Consider the following 22,697-nt stretch of genomic DNA (forward strand, 5'->3'; position numbering starts at 1 on the left):
ATGAGTCTGCAATAAGTCGGCCTAACTTTTTCTGCAAGCGAAGCCGTAAAACGGCGCGCCGTAACCCTGACAATGGCAGAGCCGATCAAGTTTCACTTGGCCGCGCCGCCGAGGTGACAGCCGGAACGCGCCAGGAGCGGTCATTCATACCGGCGCGGAAGCAGACAATCCGATCAAGTCGCTAACGTCCCCCAGAATGTCGCTAGATATAGTGTTTGAACGGCAGGGGCGGCAGATCGGCGATAGGCGCGGCAGTCAGGATTTCGCCTACGTCGTCCGCAAACCTCAGGGTAACAGGCGTGCCGTCTCCATAGATGCAGGCGTTAAAGTTCAGCTTGGTGAGACCGAGGACGTCCTGCATGACCTGCGTCAGGTCGGCGTCTCCCCGGGTGAGTTCTATCGACAGGGGATTTGGCGCCTCCCGGCCCGGATAGGTCTGGAGATCAGGCACGAACCCGACCGTCCAGAGGTGTCCGTCGTCGAAACATTTGGCGCAGGTTTGGCGTGGCGTTAACGGAGAGCGGGCCTCGTCAGGGGTTGGCTTTTAGGCGGCGAGCTTGCGGTGCTGCAAGCGGCGATGTTCGATGGTCTGTTTCTTGATGGCGGCGCGCTGGGCGTGGATCTGCCGATCGCGGCCAAAGTAGGCATCTGCGGGCGTCACATTGCCCAGGCTTTCGTGATAGCGCTGGTGGTTGTAGTGCTCGATGAAGGCTTCGATCTGGGCTTCGAGATCGCCGGGCAGGTAATAATTCTCCAGTAGGATGCGGTTTTTCAAGGTCTGGTGCCAGCGCTCGATCTTGCCCTGTGTCTGGGGGTGAAAGGGGGCGCCGCGCACGTGGCTCATGGACTGGGCCTCGATATAGGCGGCCAGTTCGCCCGCGACATAGCTCGGGCCATTGTCCGAGAGCAGGCGCGGCATGTGCAGCACGGTGGCGCTGTCACAACCTGATGCGGCCAGCGCCAAGTCCAGCGTGTCGGTGACATCGCCCGCCGTCATGGTGGTGCACAGCTTCCACGAGATGATGTAGCGGGAATAGTCGTCGAGCACGGTTGAGAGGTAAACCCAGCCCCAACCGATCAGCTTGAAATAGGTGAAGTCGGTCTGCCACATCTCGTTTGGTCGCATCGTCTTGGTGTGGAACTCGTCGCGGGCCTTGATGACGATATAGGCTGGGCTGGCGATCAGATCCTGTGCCTTGAGCAGGCGATAAACCGTGGCCTCGCAGACAAAGTACTGCTTCTCATCGGTAAATTTGGTGGCCAACTCGCGGGGCGAGAGTTCGCTTTCCTCCAGCGCCATGTCGATGATCTGTTTGCGCACATTCTCGGGCAGCCGGTTCCATACCCGGCTTGGCGCCGAGGGGCGGTCTTCCAGCGCCTCAGGCCCACCATCAAGGTAGCGGGCATACCAGCGGGCAAAGGTGCGGCGTGGGATGCCCAGTTTCTCCAGCGTCTGTCGGGTGGGCAGATGGGATTGCTCGACGAGGCGGATGATCTCGAGCTTTTCTGCGGCGGGATACCTCATTCTTGGTCGCCCCCATCCGCGATCATGCTTTTTTTAAGCAGGCGGTTCTCGAGCGTCAGGTCGGCCACGCATTCCTTGAGAGCCAGTGCTTCACGGCGCAGATCCTTGACCTCGTCACTGGTGGCGGCACGGGCCGTGTCCCCGGCCAGACGGCGTTTGCCAGCCTCAAGGAATTCTTTTGACCAGGAATAATACACGCTCTGGGCGATGCCTTCGCGGCGGCACAGTTCAGCGATGCTCTCCTCGCCGCGCAGGCCTTCGAGCACGATGCGGATTTTATCCTCGGCCGAGAAATGCCGGCGTGTGGCACGGCGAATATCTTTCACCACCACCTCGGCGGGCTTCTTGGTGGGCTTGGCAGCCAATTTTGGGCTGGAGGGATTGGGTCTCATCTGCGTTCCTTACGTCACTGCGACGAGACCCAATCCCTCCATTATCCGCAACCCCAGATCTGTGCCAAAGGCGCTGACGCCGAACAGATCTATGCGGACCAATGTGCGTCCTGCCACGGTGCGCAGCTCGAGGGGCAGCCGGACTGGAAGACGCCCCTTCCGTCCGGGCGTCTCCCGGCGCCACCACACGATGCCGACGGCCACACGTGGCACCATCCCGATGACATCCTGTTCCGGATCGTCAAGGAGGGCACGGCCGCCATCGTCGGGGGCGGCTATAAGAGCGACATGCCGGGCTTTGCCGTCCTCAGCGACGCAGAGATCCAGGCTGCGCTCGCCTATATCAAGAGCACCTGGCCGGAGCGCGAGCTGACCTACCAGGAGAATGTGTCGCAAGCACGCTGAGCGCTGATGGCACCTTCGGGATGGAGCTTCGCTGCAGGCCGGAGCTGCCCGTGCGACCGGCTGCTCAGTTTTCCGAGGCCCACCCGGTGACAGTTGTGGCTGCCGGACAGAAGCGGCATATTTGGATCGACCTGATGGCGAAACCTTTGGGAGGGATGTTCGTGGGATTATTCATGGCTTACTTGGCATTTGAAGCGCGCTCGATCTTGGCGCCGCCTCGGGTTTTCCCTCGATGAACAATCCCGGCTCCAGTTCATCGAAGCGGGTTCAGGACCGCACGGACCGACTCAACAAGAACTGCTTCTGCGTTACACTGGACCTTCCATCGCTGCGCGAAGCGATGGAGCGCGAGGCCGGTGAGCCGGCATTCTTCGAGACGTTCATCCGCCCCAAGGCCCATCTGTTCTCGCACGTACCGGTGTTCCTTTCGGCCACCACCGTGGATGAGATGCGCGCCATCGCAGCGGCTGTGGAGACCACCGCCCAACTCGCGGCATACAAAGCCGCGGTCCTTTCCTGGGCGCCGGAAATCGCGCGGGCGGATCACGGTCCGATCGGGGCATTGATGGGCTACGACTTTCATCTTGGCGAAGACGGCCCCCGGCTGATCGAGATCAATACCAACGCCGGCGGGGCATTTCTCAATGCCTTTCTTGCAAGGGCGCAGCGCGCGTGTTGTGCCGAAATGGATATCCCCCCGGCGCTGCCATCGTTCGAGGACGCGGCGTTTCGCATGTTCCAGAACGAATGGATTCGGCAGCGGGGAACGGGCACGCCACAACGCATCGCCATCATCGATGACAATCCGCCGGAACAGTACCTTTATCCCGAGTTCGTGCTCGCGCGGCAAGTTTTGGCGGCACGAGGGGTAGACGCGGTCATCGCCGACGCCGGTCACCTTAGCTACGACGATGGTCGGCTCAGCGTCGACGGAAAGACGATCGATCTCGTTTACAATCGGGTCACCGATTTCGCCTTTGATCAGCCCGAGCACAAGGCATTGCAGGAATCCTACCGTGATGGCGCGGTTGTCGTAACGCCGAATCCGCACAACCACGCGCTCCTTGCCGACAAGCGCAACCTTTCGCTTCTTTCGAATTCCGCGACACTTGAGGCATGGGGAGTCGACCCGGGGATTCGGGCCGGGCTTGCTGCCGTTCCACGCACCGTTCTGGTCAATCCCGACAACGCTGATGCACTTTGGAAATCCCGCAAGGACCTGTTCTTCAAGCCGACAGGAGGACATGGTGGCAAGGCGGTATATCGTGGCGACAAGCTGACGAAAGGAGTCTGGGCGGAGATCGTGGGAGGCGGATACGTTGCCCAGACGCTGGTCCGCCCCAGCGAGCGCATGATCAAGATCGACGAGACACCCCAGAGGCGCAAAATGGACGTGCGACTGTATACCTATGATGGGCAGGTGCTTCTGGTGGCCGCGCGCCTTTATCAAGGCCAGACCACAAATTTCAGGACGCTAGGGGGTGGGTTCGCGCCGGTGTTCGTGATCTGAAGCGAGAGCTGTTGGGATCTTGTATAATGAAATCAATCCCTTAAGGTGGAGAAGGTTGGACGTCAGACCCATCCCCTCCGCCACCGACCCCAGCTAGCTTGTCTCTCTTACCCCCACACGCCAGCCGGTGGCTCGTCGCGGGCCCTTGGCCGGCCCAATGTCCTGTGGCTGCCACCGGGTCCCCCTCCCTCCCCTCCATCATCCGCGCTCATGCTCGGCCCAGTCTCCGGCCGATCTCAGATCGGAGGACTTTGCCTGTTTTCCTGTTACTTGTGTTTTTGGCGGATTGCCGTAGTCGCACTGCGCTGAGCAAAGCCCCGCGTGCACTGGCTTTCAGCGCCTTAACCCCCATGGGCGAACACCTATTTATCAGGCGACCTAACAGGTGCGTATCAGGCGGCTTGCAGGTCACTAGCAGGTGGCCAGCAGGCGCATATCAGACAGAACAGGTGAAGCTCACCTAGGCCTCAGGCATAGGCGCGTCGTTGATCGGCCCAATCTGTTGGAATCGGCTCGTGGAGGAGACGGGCGAGGGAGAGGCTGGGCGACTGCTCGCCCGCCAGGATGGCTCGCTGAATGTCGGGCGCCAGGAAGGCTAAGCGCACCAGCTTGCGGTCATAGGCCGTGTCTGGCTGCCTGATGGTCAGCTCAGCCAGATCGCCGTCGCCCGCGCGCCAGCCCATCGCCTTGGCGAGTTGGTGAGCCTTCTGCAGTCCTCGGATCAAAGTCGGATCGCGCCTGACCCTCTGCCTCTTAGCGCCTGGCGACAGGATGTGCTCGACCCGCCCGCCCCTGAGCTGGCATCGCATGGGCACAGTCACGACCAGTTCGTCGCCCTGCGTCGTCAGGCCTTTTCGGCCGGCCGGTGTGAGGCAGTCTGCAATCAGGTTGAGCCGAACCTCGTCGGGCAAGATCTCGATCCGGCGCACGGCGCCGACGGCGGCGTCGATCCCATCTCCTTTCCTGGAGAGCCGAGGCCCGACAGCGCCGCTGACGATCTCGTGGATCGATTCGGCGGTCACCCGCCGGATGGCCTTGTCGCGATCCAGCTTATGCTTGTGACCCGCCTGCAGCGGCGCGGAGACGTAGTAGCGGTAGACCTTGCCGCCTCGGCCGTATCCGAAGGAAGGGCTCATCGGATGACCGTCAGCGTCGAACAACTTGCCCTTCAGTTTCAGGTCGGCGGATCGCCGCGGTCGCTCGGCCCGGGTGACGGTATTTTTGGCCAGTTGCTTCTGCACCCGGTCAAAGACGGCCTGGTCGATGATGGGCTGGTGCAGGCCAGGCGCGCAGGTCGGGCCGTGAACGATCTCTCCGACATAGACCCGGTTCTTCAGGAGGTGGAAGAGCATGCCTCGACTGTAAGGCGCCCCGCCGGACGGAACGCCCCTTCGGCTCACCCGCTCGCGCGTGCGCCAACCCTCAGCCGCGATGTGCTGCTCGAGGGCCGAGACCGTGCCCAGCTTAAGGTAGAGCTGGAAGATCGACCGGACCCGCTCGGCGTCAGCCTGATGAATCACCAGGGCGCGGGTCGTCGGGTCGGTCGGGATATCGTAACCCAGCGGTGGGACGCCTCCCATCCACATGCCCTTCTTCTTGGACATCGCGATCTTGTCGCGGATTCGCTCTCCGGTGACCTCCCGCTCGAACTGAGCGAACGAAAGCAGCACATTGAGCGTCAGCCGGCCCATCGAGGTGGTGGTGTTGAACGACTGGGTCACCGAGACAAACGAGGCATCAGCCTTGTCCAGTCGCTCGACGATGCGGGCGAAGTGGTGCTGTCAGGTTAACTGAACCCGGTTGAGAACCACCCTACCCTGGTCATTTTCAAGCGACAGCCGCCACCCAAGCGGTATCTGCATCGACGCGAAAACGACGAAGTATGGATCTGCTGATAAAATGGCGTTGGATGTTGAAGGTATTGTAGATCGCTGCGTGGGTTGTGAGAAATCTCTGGGCTGAGGCTTGGGATTTGAACCGCTGCATCTGCCGTTCCCGTCGTCGGATCGGCAGATGCGAGTTCTCAACGCGGTTGTTGTCACGAAGCCTGCCAGGGCGATGCAGATGGCGCAGTTCCAACTGATCGAGTGCCGCACCGTACGATGCCAGCCCATCCGTTGTGATGGATTCCGGCTCGACAGGTTGGTTGCGTAAAAGACGTTTGATCAGCTTCAAAGCCGCCTCTGTGTCCCGCCGACGCTGGACGATGACGTCTAAAACCTCGCCTTCGTCGTCGACTGCGCGCCACAGATACATGCGTCGGCCGCCGATCTTGCAAACCATCTCATCAAGATGCCAACGGCCTGTCGGGGGCACTCTCCGTTTCTTCAGCCGCCGTGCAATCAGAGGCCCGAACTTGATCGTCCAGAACCGGATCGTTTCGTAGCTGACGTCGATTCCGCGTTGCGCCATCAGTTCCTCGACGTCGCGGAAGCTAAGATTAAAGCGAAAATACAACCACACGGCATGACGGATCACTTCGCCTGGAAAGCGATGTCGCTTAAACGATAGCGGTTTCATAAAACGCCTTCTCCACCAATGGCTTGAAGCCTTCGAAGTGGAGCACCTTTAGCGCTAGACTGACAGCACCTGGCTCACGGCCGGCTCCGGCGCGACGGGGCGGCAGTATGCCACCGCCTTGCACAGGACGCCGTCAGCGTGCGGTGACCGTTCCCGACGGAGCACGCACGGGCGGCGGACATGGCGTCAATCATCGTAGAAGCCACCCCCCGCACCGGCGCCCAGGCGACCCTTGTCGATGTAGTTCACCTTGAGATATTCGGCCCAGCCCTGCGTTGCGGGATTTGCGCTTGCGATGTTGTACGCCGTGCGCAGGCCGACAATGTCGTAGATCTGGAACGGCCCCAGCTTGGCGCCGGTCCCGATTCGCCAGGTCTTGTCGATGTCCTCCGGACTCGCCACACCTTTCAACAACAAGGCGGCGGCCGCGTTGAGCAACGGCACCAGCAGCGAATTCAGCACGTAACCCGGCTGCTCCTTGTGCAGTCGGATCGGTTCCATGCCGATTTCCGCAGCGAAGCGCGCCACCTGCTCGAACACCTCAGGATCGGTCTGCGGCGTACCCATCACTTCCGCTGTGTTCTGGCGCCAGATGTGATTGGCGAAATGCAACGCCAGGAACTTCTCCGGCCGGCCCGTCGCATCCGCGAATGCACTGGGCAGCAGCGTGGAGGAGTTGGTGGCGAAGATGGTGCCTTCGCGCGCCAGCCTGGCGAGTTCGGCATAGACTGAGCGCTTGAGTTCCAGCTTCTCCGGCACCGCTTCAATTACCAGGTCCGCGTCGCGCACGGCCTGCGCAAGGTCGCTGCTCAGTGCGATGGCCGCCGCGACCCTGGTGGTCGCCTCGGGCGTCGTCCCCGGCAGGTCGGCGGCATATGTCTGAGCCAATCGCGTCAGGGCGTCGCGGGCACGCTCCAGCGCTGCTGCGTCAATGTCGTACGCCGTGACGCTCTTGCCGTGAAAGGCGCACTGGAAGGCGATCTGCGCGCCGAGCACGCCAGTGCCCAGCACGGTCACCCGCTGCAGGCCGGAGGGCGAGGCGACGGTCTTTGTGGTGTCCTGTGTCATGTTCATGCGTCCTCCCCGGCCAGCAGGCCGGCGTCGTGGAGCAATGCACCGATCTCGGTGCGGTCGAGCCTGGCCAACACGCGGTCGCGCAGGAACGACGGGCCCGGCAACGCCAATTCTTCGCCATCGCGCAGCTGGTGCAGTGCATCCAGCAGGGTGCGGATGTCGTAGGTGGAATTGAACACTTCCGGCACGCCGCGTTCAATGCCCAACAGCGTGTAGACCGCTTCCATCGGCGTGCGCACCGAGTACTCGGTGGTGAAGATACAGTCGCGTTGCTTCGACTCCGCGAACTGGCCGATGAATGCGAAGTTCACAGCGCCCGCTGGCACCACGTCAGGGCGATCACCGGCTTGACGCGGCATGAAGAAGGCGGTGATGTACGGTATCATCACCGGCACGGTGTTGGCTCCCGTGGCTGCAAGCTCCGCGATGTCCTCAACCGGCACACCCATGTGATACAGCCATTCCTGGGTGATTTCCTCGCCGGTGCAGTCCTGCATCGGCTTCTTGACGTAATCCCCCGGCACGTCGCGAACAGGCCATAGAGCCAGATCACGACCTGGTCCTTGGGCTGCTTCTTGAAGTGCGGCTGGCGGTTCACCGTCCAGCTCAGCAGCCAGCTGGAATCCTTGACGGTGACAATCCCGCCGGTCACCACCTTGCCGCTGAACGGGTCGCGCTTGGCGATCTTCTCGATGTACTTCGGGATACGCGCGTCCAGCGTGGTGATGGTGGCGGATTCCCATTTGGTCTCCGGAATGTGCGTGCCGAACACGTCGGGCCGCCCGAACGACGGATCCTTGCCGCGATGCGCCGCCACAGATCCCAAGCCGGTGCCGGGCCTTCGTCCAGCAGCGCCGCGGTCTTGTGGTCGCCCTCGTTGCTGTTTTCCACCAGCGAGCCGATGGTCATGAACAACAGGTCATCGGGGCCGAGTGCCATGCCACCGGGCTGGCCGTCGCGGTTCCAGTGGATGCGCGTGGCCTGCTTGCGTCCGTTGGTGGCATCGATGTCGAAATCGACATCTGTCACCTCGGTGCAGTACTGGAACACCACGCCCTGGTCCTTCAACCACTTCACCAATGGCAGCACCAGCGATTCGTACTGGTTGAAGCGGGTGAACTTCAACGCGGAAAAAATCCGCCAGACCGCCGATGTGGTGGATGAAGCGGTGCAGATAGAGCTTCATTTCCAGCGCCGAATGCCACTCTTCGAACGCGAACATGGTGCGCCAGTACATCCAGAAGTTGCTGGCGAGGAAGTCCTCACCGAACACCTCGTTGATGCGCTTGTTCTCCATCTCCTCGCGCGTGGCCATGAAGACCTTGAGCATGTCCTTCTGCGCGGCCTTGCTGAGCGTGAACTTGCCCATGTCGGGCGCAGGCTTGCCCTGTTCGATGGTGGCGCGCTGCAGGGAGAAATTGGGGTCGTCCTTGTTCAGCCAGTAGAACTCGTCGAGCACGCTGGCCCCCTCGACTTCCAGCGAGGGAATGCTGCGGAACAGATCCCACAGGCATTCGAAATGGTTCTCCATCTCGCGGCCGCCGCGGATCACGAAGCCCTTGTCCGGCTTCTCAAGTCCATCCAGTGCGCCGCCCGGCACGTCGATGCGTTCCAGGATGGTGATGCGCTCGCCCGGCATCTGGCCATCGCGGATCAGGAAGGCGGCGCCGGCCAGCGAGGCCAGGCCGGAGCCGACGAACCATGCGGATTTGCCCGTCGACCCCCGTCTGGCTTGCGCGGGCGGGCGAAGGCTTCGTAATTGCCACTGCTGTAATACATGTACGGACTCCAGTCGGGGAAGTTCAAGGTCATCGATCTAGCGAAAGGTCACTCCCACGGTAATGTATATCATCTGATATTTGAATTCGATTCCTGATTGGTGCTGTCAGCTTAACTAAGCGAAGTCGAAAGACCCCTACCCCACGCGTTATCAGACGACAGCCGCCGTCCAAGCAGTATCTGCATCGGCACGAAAGCGACGAAGCGTGGACCTGCTGATCAGATGACGTTGGATGTTGAAGGTGTTGTAGATCGCCGCGTGGGTTGTGAGAAATCTTTGCGCTGAGGCTTGAGATTTGAACCTCTGCTGCTGTCGTTCCCGTCGTCGGATCGGCAGATGCGAGTTCTCAACGCGGTTATTGTCTCGTAGCCGGCCAGGGCGATGAAGGTGCCGCAGTTCCAACTGATCAAGCGCCGCACCGTACGATGCCAGCCCATCCGTTGTGATGGTTTCCGGCTCGATAGGTTGGTTGCGTAAAAGACGTTTGATCAGCTTCAAAGCCGCCTCTGTGTCCCGCCGGCGCTGGACAACGACGTCTAAAACCTCGCCTTCGTCGTCGACTGCGCGCCACAGATACATGCGCCGTCCTCCGATCTTGCAGACCATTTCATCGAGATGCCAACGGCCAGTCGGAGGCACTCTCCGTTTCTTCAGCCGCCGTGCAATCAGATGCCCGAACTTGATCGTCCAGCACCGGATCGTTTCGTAGCTGACGTCAATTCCGCGTTGCGCCATCAATTCCTCGACGTCACGGAAGCTAAGATTGAAGCGAAAGTACAACCACACGGCATGACGGATCACTTCGCTTGGGAAGCGGTGTCGCTTAAACGATAGCGGTTTCATAAAACGCCTTCTCCACCAATGGCTTGCAGCCTTCGAAGTGGAGCACCTTTATCGTTAGACTGACAGCACCCAGACCGGGAGCAACGACCTGGAAGTCGTCGTGGTCGACGGATCGGGCGCTTCCCAATCTTATCGCTACAGCGCCTATATCGACTCGATCGACCTCGATCCCGGCGAGTACGAATACGGCGGATATCTCGGGGTGGCCGGACGTCCCAGCTTCGGCCAGCCGGACTATTCGGACGGCGACCTCGCCTTCACGGGCTACTGGCGCAAGGCCTTCATCGACAAACCCGCCCTGGGCGTCGGCCTGCAGGCCAGCGAACGGGTCCAGATGGCCAACGCCCAGACCCAGTTCATCCTGCGCAACGGCTCTCGCCTGAACTTCCAGGTCGGCGCCAGCAACAGCGACACGGCCGGCGGCGGCTACGCCCTTGTCGCAGCCTATGATTTCTATATCGACCGCCCCACGACGTCGGACTTCTTCACGGTTCAGTTCGAACATGTGTCGGAAGGCTTTGCGACGCTTTCGGACCCGGACGCCTCCAACCCCATCGCCTGGCAGGCCTACGGCCAGTACTCGCGCGTCTTCTCCGACCGCCTCTACGGCAGCGTGGGCCTGGCCTACAACAAGTCGCGGGATAGCGCGGGCCTGGGCGATTCCTTCCGCTCGGACCTGACGGCCAACTACGCCATCAACCGTCAGTGGAGCGCTCAGGCGGGAGTGAACTACCTCAAGTACGAAGACACGCCCGGCGGCCGCCGCGACCGCGACGGGTGGGGCTTCACCTTCGCCCTGACCTGGCGGCCGTCCAGCGACGTACGCGCCGACGCACGCTACGATTCCAACCTGAACAGCGCCTCCGCCTCCTTCTACAAGATCCCGGAGAACCTGGCCGGTTCGATCGGCTATTCCGCCATCGCCACCTATGACGACGGTCCCGCCAGCCTTCTGGGCGGCGTCGACTATGTCGGCAACCGCTTCAACGCCTCGATCTCGCACGCCGGATACGGTCAGGACTTCGGCTCGATCAGCGACCAGCAGGTCACGACCGCCAGCGTCTCTACCGCCATCGCCTTCGCGGGCGGCAAGGCCGCCATCGGCCGGCGCGTCGCCGACAGCTTCGCCATCCTGTACGGCCACCCGAGCCTGGAAGATCGTCCGGTCATCGCCGGCGAAGTCCTGCGCGACGGCCGCTACTCGGCCGCCAGCGGGCCGCTGGGTCCGGTGCTCTATCCCTACCTGGGGTCGTATGTGAACGATTCCGTCTACTACGACGTCATCGACGTGCCCGCCGGCTATGACATCGGCGAGGGCGTACGGCGGGTGCGGCCGGCCTATCGCAGCGGCTACGCCTTCGAGATCGGTTCGGACGCCTTCGTCAGCGCCGTGGGCTCCGTCACCGGGCGCGGAGCCGCGGGCCCGGCGCCGTTGTCGCTGATCGGCGGGCGTGTGATCGCCCTGGACGAACCCGACGCCGCTTCCCAGCCCTTCTTCACCAACAGCGTCGGCCGCTTCGCCGTCCAGGGGCTGAAGCCGGGCGGGCGCTATCGCGTCGAACTCTTCACTGACCCCAGGGGCGGCTTCGACTTCACCGTCCCGGCCGACAACGACGGCCTCTACAATCTGCGCGTCATCCACGTCGACATCGCTGCGCCTGAAGGAGATTGAGCATGAGCGTTCTTCAAAAACGTGCGTCGTCCGCCTTCGCCGGCATGGCGCTGATCGCATCGCTCGCGGCGGCCGGAGCCGCCACGGCGCAGGCGTCGCGGCCCGCCGCCCCCGGCTGCCAGATGCGGATCGAGCCGCAGCAGGCGCGGTGGGAGATCCGCGGCTATGATCCCTATGGCGACGATGCGGCCTTCGCCACTTTCGACATCGCCTGGTCCAACGACGGCGCGGCCGCCTGCGAGGGCGAGGTGGAAGTCACCACCGTAGGCCAGCCGTTCGGCTTGCGGCCGACCACCGGACCGAGCGGCCGCTGGTCCACCCTGCCCTACAGCCTGACGGACGAGTTTTCGGCGGCGAACCTGACCCCGGTCGCGGGCCGATCCCAAGCCCGCCCAGGCGGCGCGGCCTTGGCGCTTCAGCCGGGCGCGCGCGTCCTGCGCCGCTATCGTCTCGAAGTCGATGTCGATCAACTCAGCCAGGACGGCCTGTTCGAACAGCCGGTGCAATTCGCCTTCCGCGCCAAGGACAACCGCATTTCAGCAGACAAGCTGCTGGTGCTTGCGCTCAACGTCCAGCCGTCGGCCGTCATGGGCCTGCGCGGCGCATTCACCCGCACGGACGGCGGCGGCCGGATCGAACTGGGCGAACTGGCCGAAGGCGGGACCAATCTGCCGCTGCAGGTGTGGGTCAAGAGCACCGGCGGCTATCGCGTCGCGGTGTCGTCGCGCAACAAGGGCCGCTTGGTGCTGGCCGAGGACTCGTCCTGGTGGGTGCCCTATCGCCTGAGCCTGGGCAACCGTCCCATCAACCTGGGCACGGGCGGTCAGGTGGAAAGCCGCAAGGGCACCGGCCTGGGCGAAGACGCCTATGACCTGCAACTGCAGGTGGGCGAAACCGCGCGCCGCCGGGCCGGCCTCTACTCTGACCTTATCGAGTTGACCGTAGCGCCGATCTAGGCCGGAGCACGGCATTGTCGGGAATTGAATAGCTCATGCTCCGCTCGCCTCCCGCTCGGGGCGATAAGTCGCGGAAAAATGTAGTTTAAGTCGCGGAAAAATGTAGTTTTCGGTTCCCCTCTCTGTCCGCCGCCTCAATCAATATCCGCCTCATCGCCCTGCGCTCAGGGCAGGCGGCCGCTATGTCGTTTCGAAAGCGGCGATGCTAACCTCGTCGCCTCCCCTTTTTCGACGGATGCGCGACCCCATGACGCCCTTGCCTGCTCTCGCCGCTCTGGCTGCTGACATGACCGCCTGGCGGCGGGACATCCACGCCCACCCGGAACTGTCCGGTCAGGAGTCGCGTACCGCAAAGCTGGTGTTCGACGTGCTGGAAGGGCTGGGCCTCAAGCCCGAGAGCGGCATCGGCGGAGAAGGCGTGGTCGCCGTCGTCGAAGGGCGCGACCCCGGCCCGTCCATCGGCCTGCGCGCCGACATGGACGCCCTGCCCATGAACGACGACAGCAACGTCTCCCATGCCTCGACCAGGCCCGGCGTCTCGCACGCCTGCGGCCACGACGGCCATACGGCGACCCTGCTGGGCGTGGCGCGCCATCTGGCCGCCAACCCGCCCGCGCGCGGGCGGGTGGTGCTGATCTTCCAACCGGCGGAAGAGACGGGCCTGGGCGCCGTCGCCATGATCAAGGACGGCCTGTTCGACCGCTATCCGTGCGACGAGGTCTATGGCTATCACAACATGCCGCTGCTGCCGCTGGGCGAGGCGGCGGTCCACACCGGCCCGACCATGAACGGCTATAAGGTGTGGAAGATCGACATTCAGGGCGTCGGCGGCCACGGCGCCGCCCCGCACAAGACGAAAGACCCCGTTCAGGCCGCCGTGCGCGTGGCTTCGGAAATCTCGTCCATCGTCGGCCGTCATGTCGACCCGATGGAGCCCGCCCTGATCACCGTGACCAAGCTTCAGGCCGGATCGTCGCACAACGTCGTGCCGCACGAAGCCAGTCTGGCGGGCACCCTGCGCGCCACCTCATCCGACGTGATCGAAACGATGTGGCAGAAGCTTCAGGACATCTGCACAGGCGTCGGCGTCATGACCGGCTGCACCGTCACGGTGCGCGAGACGGCGGGCGTACCGCCCGTCTTCAACGCCGCCGCTCAGGCCAATGTGGCGGCGGCGGCGGCGGGCGGCGTGTTCGGCGCGGACAAGGTGCATCGCGACCTGAAGCCGTACCCGTTCACCGACGACTTCGCCTATATGTTGCAGATCGCGCCGGGCGCTTACTTCTTCGTCGGACAGGGCGGGACGATGGTCCACCAGACGGCCTATGACTTCAACGACGACCTGCTGCCGAACGTGGCCTCGGTCTTCGCCCGGATCGTCGAGGCGAAGCTGTCCTGAAGGCAGGTCAGGGCGGCGGGATCAGGCGCGCAGCGTGGCCCCGCCGTCGACGTAGAGATCCGTCATGGTGATGTGGGCGGCGCGGTCGGACAGCAGGAAGACCACCGCCTCGGCGATGTCTTCGGGCGTCGCCAGCTTCTGCAGCGGGATGCCCGCCTTGAACGTCTCGGGCGAACCGGCGATGACGCGGGCGGCGCCGTCCTCATCGGCCCACATTCCGGTCTGCATCGACGTCAGGGTCGAGCCGGGGGCGACGATGTTGCAGCGGACGCCCTTGGGCCCCAGCTCGAGCCCCAGACAGCGGGTGAACATGGTCGCCGCCGCCTTGGACGCGGCATAGGCCGCCATCGCATGACGCGGCACGCCCGCCGCGTTGGAGCTGACGGTGACGAAGGCGCGGTTTTTCTTATCTTTTGGGCCTCGCTCGCCCATCCGGCGCGACGCCGCGCGGCCCAGATGGAAGACCCCGTCCGCATTGACCGCAAAGACGCGGCGCCATTCGGCGTCGGAGGTCTGATCGACCGTCACATTGGACAGAACGCCCGCCACGCTGGCGACAAAGTCGATCGGGCCGTCCTCGGCCTCGATGCGGTCGAACAGGGCCTCGACCGCCGCGCCGTCGGACACGTCGAGCGGCTCGACGCGCACGCCGTTCAGGAAGGCCAGACCCGACAGGGCGGTGGACGGCAGGTCGGTCGCGACCACGCGCGCGCCCTCCTCGACCAGCAGGCGCACCACGGCGGCGCCGATGCCCCCGCCCGCGCCCGTGACCAGGGCCAGACGGCCGGACAGTCCGCTGTCTCTCATCGTGCGGTCTCCTCGAAAGCGGTCATGCGGGCGTCCAGCGCCGGGGCGATCAGGGCCGTCGCCGCCGGGCCGGTGAGTTGCGGGTGCAGGAAGGGAACCTCCACCACGTCCAGATCGGCGGCGTAAGGGCGCCACAGGCCGGGCGTCAGGTCGCGATCCTTGTGATCCAGCGCCGCGCGGACGTGGGTGGTGCGGCCGCCGAAGGGCTTGTGATGGTGTTCGCGGACCAGGCGGTTGGTGTCCAGCACCACGCGGATCACTCCGTCCAGCGCCGCCTCGGGCAGGCCGCCCAGCGCGCTGTCGCCCGCCTTCAGGAAGGCGACAATGGCCGCGCGGCTGCGCAGTTCGGGATACTGGGTCGGGTCATAGCCGGCGATGGCCAGAAGGGCGCGCATGGCGTCGACCGGATCCGGGTCAGGCTCGGCGCGCCAGCACTCGGCCGGATAGGAATCCAGCATGGCCATCAGCCCGACCTTGACCCCGCGCCGCTCCAGTTCGACCGCCGCCGCCTGGGCGATGATGCCGCCGACGGACCAGCCGGCGATGTGGACAGGGCCGGGCGCGCCCAAGGCCAGAATGTGATCGACATAGACCGACGCCAGCGCGTCGATCCCGTCCGGCAGGGCGTTGGCCGGGTCCAACGCAGGCGACTGCACGCCCCACACCGTGCGGCGCGGCGACAGGGCGCGCGCCAGGGTGCGATAGCCCCACGACAGCCCCCCCGCCGGATGGATCAGGAACAGCGGCGGCAGGGCCGGATCACCCTCGGCCAGACGGATCAGCACGCCAAGGCCGTTGTCGAAGTCCAGCGCCTCGGCGTCGATCAGGGCGGCCAGTTCGGCCACACGCGGCCGGTCGAACAGGGCGCCCAGCCCGGGATCGCGCCCCAGCCGCTCGCGGATCAGCATCATCAGATGCACCGCCAGCAGGGAGTCCCCGCCCAGGGTGAAGAAGTCGTCGTCGGCGCCCGCCGGTTCGGCCCGGCCCAGCGTCTCGGCGAACAGTTCGGCGATGATTTTCTCGGTCGGCGTTTCGGCCGCCCGACCCGCTGCGGCCTCGAACACCGGGGCGGGCAGCGCCTTGCGGTCCAGCTTGCCGTTGGAGGTCGTCGGCAGGGCGTCCAGCGCCACGATGGCGGCCGGGACCATGTAGTCGGGCAGGCGCGCCGCCAGCTTTGCCTTCAGCGCGGCGGGGTCGTAGCCCTCGGCCGGGACCAGATAGGCGACCAGACGGCGCTCGCCGGGGCGGTCTTCGCGCGCCAGCACCACCGTCTCGCGCGCCAGACCGCTGGCGATGACGGCGGCTTCGATCTCGCCCAGTTCGATGCGCAGGCCGCGGATCTTCACCTGATGGTCGCTGCGGCCCAGATAGACCACCGCCCCGTCGGCCCGCCTGCGCGCCACGTCGCCGGTGCGATACAGCCGCTGGCCCGGATGGTGCGGGTCGGGTATGAAGCGGTCCTCGGTCAGGTCGGGCCGGTTCAGATAGCCGCGCGCCAGCTGAACGCCGCCCAGATGCAGATGGCCGCCCATGCCGGGCGCCACGGGGCGCAGCCGCTCGTCCAGAATGACCAGCCGCGTGTTCCACACCGGCCAGCCGATCGGCATGGGGCGCGACGTATCGTCCGGACCGGCGGCCCAATAGCTGACGTCCACCGCCGCCTCGGTCGGGCCGTAGAGGTTGTGCAGTTCGGCGCTCACCGTCTGGTGGAAGCGGTCGCGCAGTTCGGCGGGAAGCTCCTCGCCGCTGCAGAAGACGTGGGCGACCGCGATCCCCTTGGCCGCCGGATCGGCCAGAAAGGCCGACAGCATGGACGGGACGAAGTGCAGGTCGGTGATCGCATGGCGGCGGATCAGCCCGGCGATGGCGGCCGGATCGCGGTGCGCGCCGGGCGGGGCCACGACCAGTTCGCCGCCCGAGATCAGCGCCAGGAAGAACTCCCACACCGACACGTCGAAGGTGGCGGGCGTCTTCTGCAGGATGCGGGTCTGGGCGCCGATGCCGTATTGCGCCTGCATCCACAGCAGGCGGTTGACGATGGCGCGATGCTCGACCAGCACCCCCTTGGGATCGCCGGTCGACCCCGAGGTGTAGATGACATAGGCGGCGTCCTCGCCCCCTTGCGCGACGGCAGGGGCAGGCCCGTCCAGCGGCCAGTCGGCGGGCGCCAGCAGGGCCGCGCCGAACGCGTCGCCGATGTCTTCATGGGCCAGCACGACGCTCGGACCGGCGGCGCGGACGATGGCGGCGATGCGCTCGGCCGGATGCTCCAGATCGAGCGGCAGATAGGCCCCGCCTGCGCGTAAGGTCGCGACCAGCGCGATCACCAGTTCCAGCGAACGCGGCAGGGCGACGGCGACGAGACTCTCGCGCCCCACGCCGCGCGCCGCCAGCGCCGAGGCCAGCGCCGCCGTGCGGCGATCCAGTTCGGCGTAGGTCAGGGTCTGCTCGCCGAAGGTCAGCGCCGGGGCGTGCGGCGTCGCCTGCATGGCCGCCTCCAGCAGGGAGGTCAGCGTCGTGTCGGGGACCGGATGGGCGGTGGCGTTGAAGGCTTCCAGTTCGCGCGCGGCCTCGCTCGGCGTGGCGATGGGAACCTCGCCCAGCGTCTCGGCGTCCAGCGCGTTGGTGAGGAAGGCGGCCAGACGCTCTGCGTGGGCGGCGGCCTCCTCCAGCGTATAGAGGTCGGGGTTGGCGTCGACCTCCAGCGTCAGAGCCGGGGCGGCGTCGCCGCGGAAGGTGAAGCTGATGTCGTCCACCGGGCCGGTGCCCAGCACCTTCAGCGTCGTGTCCAGTCCCGCAAAGCGCGGCGGCAGGTCGAACGGCAGGACATTGACCAGCGGCCCGTACAGGCGCCGCGCCCCGCCGATCAGGCCCAGGTCGCGCCGCAGTTGCTCGCTGCGGTAACGGCCGTGGCGGCGGGTCTTGATCAGAGCCTTGGAGGCCAGGATCAGCTGTTCGTCCAGCGGGGCGTCCTCGTCCAGCGTCAGGCGCAGCGGCGGGACGTTCATGATCATGGCGGGCGTGCGTGCCGAGGCGCTGCCCATGCGGCCCATCCACGGCACGCCGATCACGGCCTCTTCCGCGCCCGAGAAGCGGCGGACATAGGCGGCCCCGATGGCCGTCAGCACGTCGGGCCATGACAGGCGCCCGGCCTCGGCGCGGGCGCGCAGGCGGGCTGTGACCTGCGGCGGCAGGGCGCGCTCGATGCGGTGGAAGCGGTGGGCGGTCGTGGCCTTGCCCGGCGCCAGGGAGGCGACCTCGGGCGCGTCGCCCATGATCTCGCGCCAGTAGGCCGCGTCGGCCGCGCGCTTTTCGGAGGCGCGATAGGCGGCGTCTTCTTCCCACACCCGGGCGATGGCGTTGAAGGCTGGACCGGGCGCCGGGCCGCCGCGCGCGGCGTTGTAGAGTTCGGCCACGCGGTTGGTCAGCAGGGCCATGCCGAAGCCGTCGGTGGCCAGATGGTGAACGCGCAGGCTCCAAAGGAAGCGTTGCGGCCCCATGCGGAACAGGATGTTGGCGGCCAGCGGGTCGCGCGTCGGGTCCAGCGGCGTCTCATGATCGCGGCGCATGGCGGCCATGGCCTCAGCGACCGGATCGGCGGCGGCGGACACGTCGACGATCTGCAACAGAGGCCGATGGGTCGGGTCGAGGGTCTGGAACACCTCTCCGTTCTTCTCGACGAAACGCAGCGACAGGGCCTCGGCCTCGGCGGCGGTCTTGTCGACGGCGGCGCGGAAGGCCTCGACGTCCAGATCGCCCCGGATGTCGAGATAGTGGGCCGTGTTGAAGATCGGATTGGCCGGGTCCAGCCTCTGGGCGAACCACAGGCCGGATTGGGCTTCCGTCAGCGGATGTTCCAGCGCCGCCGCCATGCGTCCGTCGTCCATGATATCAGGTCAGGCGTCGTGACCGGCGGCGCGCAGGCGCGCCTGAACCACGCTCCACCAGCCCGCGAGCGTGGTGTGCTCGGCCAGTTCGCTGAACTCCAGCGGCACCGCCTCGCTCCACGCCAGCGACAGGTTGAGGGCGCGCAAGGAATCGACGCCCAGGTCCATCAGATTGTCGTCGTCCAGAATGGAGTCCGGCGTTTCGTGCAGCACGGCGGCGACATCGGCGCGCATGCGCTCCAGCGTCAGATCCTGCGGGGTCAGCTTGGTCATGTCAGTCGTTCCAGAACGCGCGCCGTCGAAAGGGCCACGGCGCAGGTGTCGGCGGCCCAGGCCACCGCGCCCATATGCTTGTCGCGCGAGAAGTCGCCAAGCGCATCGGCGACGAAGAAGGGTTCGATATCGCGCTGAAACGCCTCGGCCGCTGTCAGCTGACAGCCGATGTGGGCGTAGACGCCGCAGACGATCAGCTGGTCCCGCCCCCGCACGCGCATCAGCGTCTCGAGGTTGCTGCGCTGGAAGGCGCTGTAGCGGTGCTTGACCAGAGGGAAGTCGCCCGGCGCCGGAGCCAGTTCGGGCAGGATCTCTTCATGCTCGGGCGCGCGGCTCATGCCCGGTCCCCACAAATCTGCTTGAAGACCCCGGTCGCGGCGATCCTGATCGCCATGCTGGGCGGTGTAGAAGACCGGAACGCCCGCCGCCCGCGCCGCCGCGATCAGGCGGGCGATGTTGGCGATCAGCCCCGGCAGAGGCTCGGCGCCCGGCGCATAGGGGCGCATGAAATAGCGCTGCATGTCATGGACCAGCAGGGCGGCGCGAGCTCGCTCCAGCGTCCACTGGGCGCGCGAGGCGGGGATCTCCGCCTCGGTCGGCAGGGCGTAGGCCGGGACGGTGGGCAGACCTCTGGAGACGCTCACGCCTTGCCCTCTTCTTCCAGAATGCGCTGACGCAGGGCCGCGCGCAGTTCGCGGCGGCTGACCTTGCCCACGGCGGTCACGGCGAAGTCGTCGACGAAGACGATCTGGTCCGGCACCTTGAAGTCGGCGATGTCGCGCTTGCGCATCCAGGCCTTCAGCTCGACGCCGCGCGGCGGGGCGCCGTTGGGGATGACGAAGGCGCAGATCCGCTCGCCCAGATAGTCGTCCGGCACCGACACCACGGCGGCGTCGAACACGGCCGGATGGGCCAGAAGATGATCCTCGACCTCCTCGGCCGAGATCTTCTCGCCCGCGCGGTTGATGTGGTCGGTGGCCCGGCCCATGACGACCAGATAGCCCTCGGGCGTGCGGCGCACCACGTCGCCGGTGCGATAGAAGCCGTCCTCGGTGAAGGACCGCGCATTGGCCGCCGGTTCATTGTGATATGCGCGGATCGTATAGGGCCCGCGCGTCAGCAGATTGCCCGGCTCGCCCTCGGCCACCGGCGCGCCTGCGTCGTCGACGATCAGGATTTCGTCGTCGGGGCTGATCGGTCGCCCTTGCGTCTCGACGATCAGGCTCTCGGGGTCGTCCAGCCGGGTGTAGTTGACCAGCCCCTCGGCCATGCCGAACACCTGCTGCAGGGTGCAGCCCAGTTCAGCGCGCACGCGCCGCGCCGCCTCGGGCAGGAACTTCGCCCCGCCGACCAGCAGCACCTGAAGGCTGGACAGGTCGTGGGTCTTATTGGCCGCCGCCTGCATCCACAGCAGGGCCAGAGGCGGCACCAGTCCGGTGATCGTCACCCCCTCGCGTTCGATCAGCGGAAAGCAGACATCCGGCGACGGCGACGGCGCCATCACCACCGTCGCCCCGACATAGAGGGCGCCCAGATAGCCCGGCGAGCTCATCGGGAAGTTATGCGCCGCCGGCAGGGCCGTCAGATAGACGCTCTCCGGCTCCAGCCCCGAGATGTCGGCGCTTTCGCGCACGCTGTAGAGATAGTCGTCGTGGGTGCGCGGGATCAGCTTGGACAGGCCGGTCGAGCCGCCCGAAATCTGCAGGAAGGCCACGTCGGACGGATCGGCGTCGTCCGTCGGCAGGGAGGCCGGATCGGCGCGAAAACCGTCGAAGGATGCGAACTCCTCGGCCTCGCCCACCACGACCACATGGCGCAGAGCGGGAACCTCGGCCTGAACGGCGCGGGCCAGGGCGCGATAGTCGAAGCCTTCATGCCGGTCGGCCACGACATAGGCCGACGCCTCGGCGCGCGTCACGAAGTGGACGATCTCGGTCGAGCGGTGCGCGGGCAGCGCATAGACGGGGATCAGCTTGGCCCGGAACAGGCCGAACACCACGCTGAGGAACTCGGGCAGGTTGGGCAGCTGCACCACCACCCGGTCGCCGGGCTTCAGGCCCAGCGCCAGAAAACCGGCGGCGGCCGTCTCGGCCTTTGCCAGCAGCTCGCCATAGGTCCAGCGTTGGTCCATGCCGACCACGGCGACGGCGTCGCCTTGCGCCTCCGCCCGGCTGCGCAGCAGTTGGGAGAAGGTTTCGCCGCGCCAATAGCCCTTGGCCCGATAATGCGCCGCCATGTCGTCCGGCCAGACCTGTTGCAGGGGAATCATACGCTCGCCTCATCCACGCCCAGGGCGCGCAGGACGGCCTGGAACTTACCCGACGTCTCGTCCGCCTCGGCGGCGGGATCGGAGCCTTCGACAATGCCCGCCCCGGCATAGAGACGCGCCTGATCGCCGCACGTCTCGGCGCAGCGCAGCGAGACGTACCACGCCCCGTCGCCGAAGGCGTTGGTCCAGCCCACGGCCCCGGCATAGAAGCCCCGGTCATAGCCTTCAAGCGCGTGGATCATCTCAGCCGCCCGGTCGCGCGGCGAGCCGCAGACGGCGGGCGTCGGATGCAGCAGGGCGGCCAGTTCGGCGGCGGAAGTCTCGTCGGGGCGATGCAGCCGCCCCTCGATACGGGTGCCCAGGTGCCACATGGTCCGGGTCGAGACGAGCGCCGGGCCGGGCGGCGCGCGCAGGTCGCTGCAATAGGGCGCCAGCAGATCCATGATGGCCTCGACCACCAGGGCGTGTTCGCGGCGGTCCTTGTCGGAGGCCAGCAGGCCTTGCGCCGCCGCCTCGTCCTGCACCACGTCGGTGCTGCGGCGGGCCGATCCGGCCAGAGGATGTGAGAAGACGGCCGGGCCGCGCTTGGACGCCAGCAGTTCGGGCGTAGCGCCGACCAGACGGCGCATGGCCCCGCCCTGCCCTTGACCAAGCGGCGTCAGGAAGCGCGCGGCGGTCGGGTCGGCCTTCAGGTCGCGCCACAGGGCGAAGGGGTCGATCGCGCCGTCGCCCTGAACCTTCAGGCTGCGCGACAGCACCACCTTGTCGACCGGCTCGGCGCCGCCCTGCGAGGCGCGCATGGCCTCAAGCGCCTGCGTCACCGCCGCCTCATAGGCCGCGCGCGAAGGCTCGGGCGTCAGGGCGCGGATCGCGGGCCGGTGCGCGCCCGAGGGCATGTCCCAGATGCGGTTGGCGGCGCGCTCGGGCAGGAACAGGCAGTCGTCGGCGCTGCGGTCGAACGGCAGGGCGCCGACCAGCAGGCGCGGCGACGGCTCATCGGTTTCCGGGGCGACCGGCAGATCGGCGAAGAAGCGGCGCACGCGCTCGCCCAGGGTCGCCGCCGGTCCCGGCGTCAGGCGCTGCTTCAGGCCCGTGGTGAAGAGCCGCAGCTCCGGCGTGCTCAATCCAAAAGCCCAGTCCATGTCGTCCTTCGGCGCGGCGGCCTCATGCCGTTCGGATGCGCCGCCGCCGATCTGAACCGACAGATCGGGCGCGCCCCAGAACTCCGCTATTCTCGACTCCATGCTGATCCCTGCCGCACTCAAGCTGTTGCATATCATTCGCAACAAACTGGCCTATAGCCGAGCAACCTTCGCATTGTCTTGCGGCGAGATTAATTCCAAGCCGGTCTGGTCGTTTCGTCGCAGAGGTTTAGAAGAGCGCTC

General features: G+C 65.8%; 17 protein-coding genes and 2 pseudogenes. 5 read left to right on the forward strand and 14 right to left on the reverse strand.

What is annotated here, in order from left to right; genetic code table 11:
- Positions 1-202 precede the first annotated feature (202 nt).
- Entirely contained in the window at positions 203-451 is a 249-nt protein-coding gene (locus FGL25_RS12405) for a hypothetical protein (RefSeq protein ID WP_138141854.1), read from the reverse strand.
- A 93-nt stretch (positions 452-544) separates the two neighbouring features.
- Positions 545-1,917 (reverse strand): IS3 family transposase gene (locus tag FGL25_RS12410; protein ID WP_095046155.1). Its coding sequence is split into 2 segments (ribosomal slippage): positions 545-1,560 and positions 1,560-1,917, totalling 1,374 coding nucleotides; the frame shifts between segments, so codons are not numbered across the junction.
- Between FGL25_RS12410 and FGL25_RS12415 the strand changes: the two genes are divergently transcribed.
- Both FGL25_RS12415 and FGL25_RS12420 read left to right on the forward strand, forming a co-directional pair.
- Positions 1,819-2,322 carry a c-type cytochrome gene (locus FGL25_RS12415; RefSeq protein ID WP_252970164.1) on the forward strand — a complete coding sequence of 168 codons (504 nt, stop codon included), beginning with the start codon at positions 1,819-1,821 and terminating at the stop codon, positions 2,320-2,322. The two genes, FGL25_RS12410 and FGL25_RS12415, sit on opposite strands and share 99 nt — an antisense overlap.
- A gap of 232 nt (positions 2,323-2,554) precedes the next feature.
- Complete coding sequence (locus FGL25_RS12420) at positions 2,555-3,832, forward strand: hypothetical protein (protein WP_138141855.1); 1,278 nt, start codon at positions 2,555-2,557, stop codon at positions 3,830-3,832.
- Positions 3,833-4,299: 467 nt separating this feature from the next.
- Here the strand turns inward: FGL25_RS12420 and FGL25_RS12425 are convergent, their stop codons facing one another.
- The 6 genes and pseudogenes from FGL25_RS12425 to FGL25_RS12445 all read right to left on the reverse strand — a co-directional run bounded on the left by FGL25_RS12425 (position 4,300) and on the right by FGL25_RS12445 (position 10,049).
- Entirely contained in the window at positions 4,300-5,595 is a 1,296-nt protein-coding gene (locus FGL25_RS12425) for a recombinase family protein (protein ID WP_290125529.1), read from the reverse strand.
- 64 nt (positions 5,596-5,659) lie between these two features.
- The gene (locus FGL25_RS12430) at positions 5,660-6,352 is read right to left on the reverse strand and encodes an IS6 family transposase (RefSeq protein ID WP_138141857.1); all 693 of its coding nucleotides are present in this window, start codon (positions 6,350-6,352) and stop codon (positions 5,660-5,662) included.
- 186 nt (positions 6,353-6,538) lie between these two features.
- Positions 6,539-7,426: a 3-hydroxyacyl-CoA dehydrogenase gene (locus FGL25_RS12435; protein ID WP_016448220.1), complete on the reverse strand. Its 888-nt coding sequence runs from the start codon at positions 7,424-7,426 to the stop codon at positions 6,539-6,541.
- Positions 7,423-8,515 (reverse strand): annotated as a pseudogene (locus FGL25_RS18010) (oleate hydratase). The gene FGL25_RS12435 and the pseudogene FGL25_RS18010 overlap by 4 nt, the downstream one beginning before the upstream one ends.
- Positions 8,516-8,606: 91 nt before the next feature.
- Positions 8,607-9,242 (reverse strand): annotated as a pseudogene (locus tag FGL25_RS17635) (oleate hydratase); the annotation flags it as partial.
- A gap of 114 nt (positions 9,243-9,356) precedes the next feature.
- On the reverse strand, positions 9,357-10,049 hold the full coding sequence (locus FGL25_RS12445; RefSeq protein ID WP_138141858.1) for an IS6 family transposase: 693 nt from the start codon (positions 10,047-10,049) through the stop codon (positions 9,357-9,359).
- A 100-nt stretch (positions 10,050-10,149) separates the two neighbouring features.
- Here FGL25_RS12445 and FGL25_RS12450 point away from each other — a divergent pair, with 100 nt between their 5' ends.
- From FGL25_RS12450 to FGL25_RS12460, 3 genes are all read left to right on the forward strand, one after another.
- Positions 10,150-11,721: a hypothetical protein gene (locus FGL25_RS12450; protein WP_138141859.1), complete on the forward strand. Its 1,572-nt coding sequence runs from the start codon at positions 10,150-10,152 to the stop codon at positions 11,719-11,721.
- A 2-nt stretch (positions 11,722-11,723) separates the two neighbouring features.
- On the forward strand, positions 11,724-12,677 hold the full coding sequence (locus FGL25_RS12455) for a hypothetical protein (RefSeq protein ID WP_138141860.1): 954 nt from the start codon (positions 11,724-11,726) through the stop codon (positions 12,675-12,677).
- 247 nt (positions 12,678-12,924) lie between these two features.
- Positions 12,925-14,076, forward strand: coding sequence for an amidohydrolase (locus FGL25_RS12460; protein WP_252970167.1), 1,152 nt, complete (start codon positions 12,925-12,927; stop codon positions 14,074-14,076).
- 21 nt (positions 14,077-14,097) lie between these two features.
- On the opposite strand, the gene FGL25_RS12465 is transcribed toward FGL25_RS12460, so the two are convergent.
- From FGL25_RS12465 to FGL25_RS12490, 6 genes are read right to left on the reverse strand one after another with little or no spacing between them, the layout of a single operon-like run.
- On the reverse strand, positions 14,098-14,883 hold the full coding sequence (locus FGL25_RS12465; protein ID WP_138141862.1) for a 2,3-dihydro-2,3-dihydroxybenzoate dehydrogenase: 786 nt from the start codon (positions 14,881-14,883) through the stop codon (positions 14,098-14,100).
- Positions 14,880-18,770, reverse strand: a complete 3,891-nt coding sequence (locus FGL25_RS12470; protein ID WP_138141863.1) for a non-ribosomal peptide synthetase — start codon at positions 18,768-18,770, stop codon at positions 14,880-14,882. Before FGL25_RS12470 ends, FGL25_RS12465 begins: the two co-directional genes overlap by 4 nt.
- A 9-nt stretch (positions 18,771-18,779) precedes the next feature.
- Positions 18,780-19,043, reverse strand: a complete 264-nt coding sequence (locus FGL25_RS12475; RefSeq protein WP_024353927.1) for a phosphopantetheine-binding protein — start codon at positions 19,041-19,043, stop codon at positions 18,780-18,782.
- On the reverse strand, positions 19,040-19,687 hold the full coding sequence (locus tag FGL25_RS12480) for an isochorismatase family protein (protein ID WP_138141864.1): 648 nt from the start codon (positions 19,685-19,687) through the stop codon (positions 19,040-19,042). The genes FGL25_RS12475 and FGL25_RS12480 overlap by 4 nt, the downstream gene beginning before the upstream one ends.
- Positions 19,684-21,312 (reverse strand): (2,3-dihydroxybenzoyl)adenylate synthase, encoded by a 1,629-nt coding sequence (locus FGL25_RS12485; protein WP_138141865.1) that lies wholly within the window; start codon positions 21,310-21,312, stop codon positions 19,684-19,686. The genes FGL25_RS12480 and FGL25_RS12485 overlap by 4 nt, the downstream gene beginning before the upstream one ends.
- Complete coding sequence (locus FGL25_RS12490) at positions 21,309-22,556, reverse strand: isochorismate synthase (RefSeq protein ID WP_252970168.1); 1,248 nt, start codon at positions 22,554-22,556, stop codon at positions 21,309-21,311. Before FGL25_RS12490 ends, FGL25_RS12485 begins: the two co-directional genes overlap by 4 nt.
- Positions 22,557-22,697 lie beyond the last annotated feature (141 nt).

This window comes from Brevundimonas vancanneytii (assembly GCF_901421975.1).
In the GTDB taxonomy this organism is placed as follows: domain Bacteria; phylum Pseudomonadota; class Alphaproteobacteria; order Caulobacterales; family Caulobacteraceae; genus Brevundimonas; species Brevundimonas diminuta.

Coding starts and splice junctions, on each gene's coding strand:
- FGL25_RS12415 (WP_252970164.1), top strand. CDS start 1,819: ATGCCGGCGTGTGGCACGGCGAATATCTTTCACCACCACCTCGGCGGG.
- FGL25_RS12420 (WP_138141855.1), top strand. CDS start 2,555: ATGAACAATCCCGGCTCCAGTTCATCGAAGCGGGTTCAGGACCGCACG.
- FGL25_RS12430 (WP_138141857.1), bottom strand. CDS start 6,352: ATGAAACCGCTATCGTTTAAGCGACATCGCTTTCCAGGCGAAGTGATC.
- FGL25_RS12435 (WP_016448220.1), bottom strand. CDS start 7,426: ATGAACATGACACAGGACACCACAAAGACCGTCGCCTCGCCCTCCGGC.
- FGL25_RS12445 (WP_138141858.1), bottom strand. CDS start 10,049: ATGAAACCGCTATCGTTTAAGCGACACCGCTTCCCAAGCGAAGTGATC.
- FGL25_RS12455 (WP_138141860.1), top strand. CDS start 11,724: ATGAGCGTTCTTCAAAAACGTGCGTCGTCCGCCTTCGCCGGCATGGCG.
- FGL25_RS12460 (WP_252970167.1), top strand. CDS start 12,925: ATGACGCCCTTGCCTGCTCTCGCCGCTCTGGCTGCTGACATGACCGCC.
- FGL25_RS12465 (WP_138141862.1), bottom strand. CDS start 14,883: ATGAGAGACAGCGGACTGTCCGGCCGTCTGGCCCTGGTCACGGGCGCG.
- FGL25_RS12470 (WP_138141863.1), bottom strand. CDS start 18,770: ATGGACGACGGACGCATGGCGGCGGCGCTGGAACATCCGCTGACGGAA.
- FGL25_RS12475 (WP_024353927.1), bottom strand. CDS start 19,043: ATGACCAAGCTGACCCCGCAGGATCTGACGCTGGAGCGCATGCGCGCC.
- FGL25_RS12485 (WP_138141865.1), bottom strand. CDS start 21,312: ATGATTCCCCTGCAACAGGTCTGGCCGGACGACATGGCGGCGCATTAT.
- FGL25_RS12490 (WP_252970168.1), bottom strand. CDS start 22,556: ATGGAGTCGAGAATAGCGGAGTTCTGGGGCGCGCCCGATCTGTCGGTT.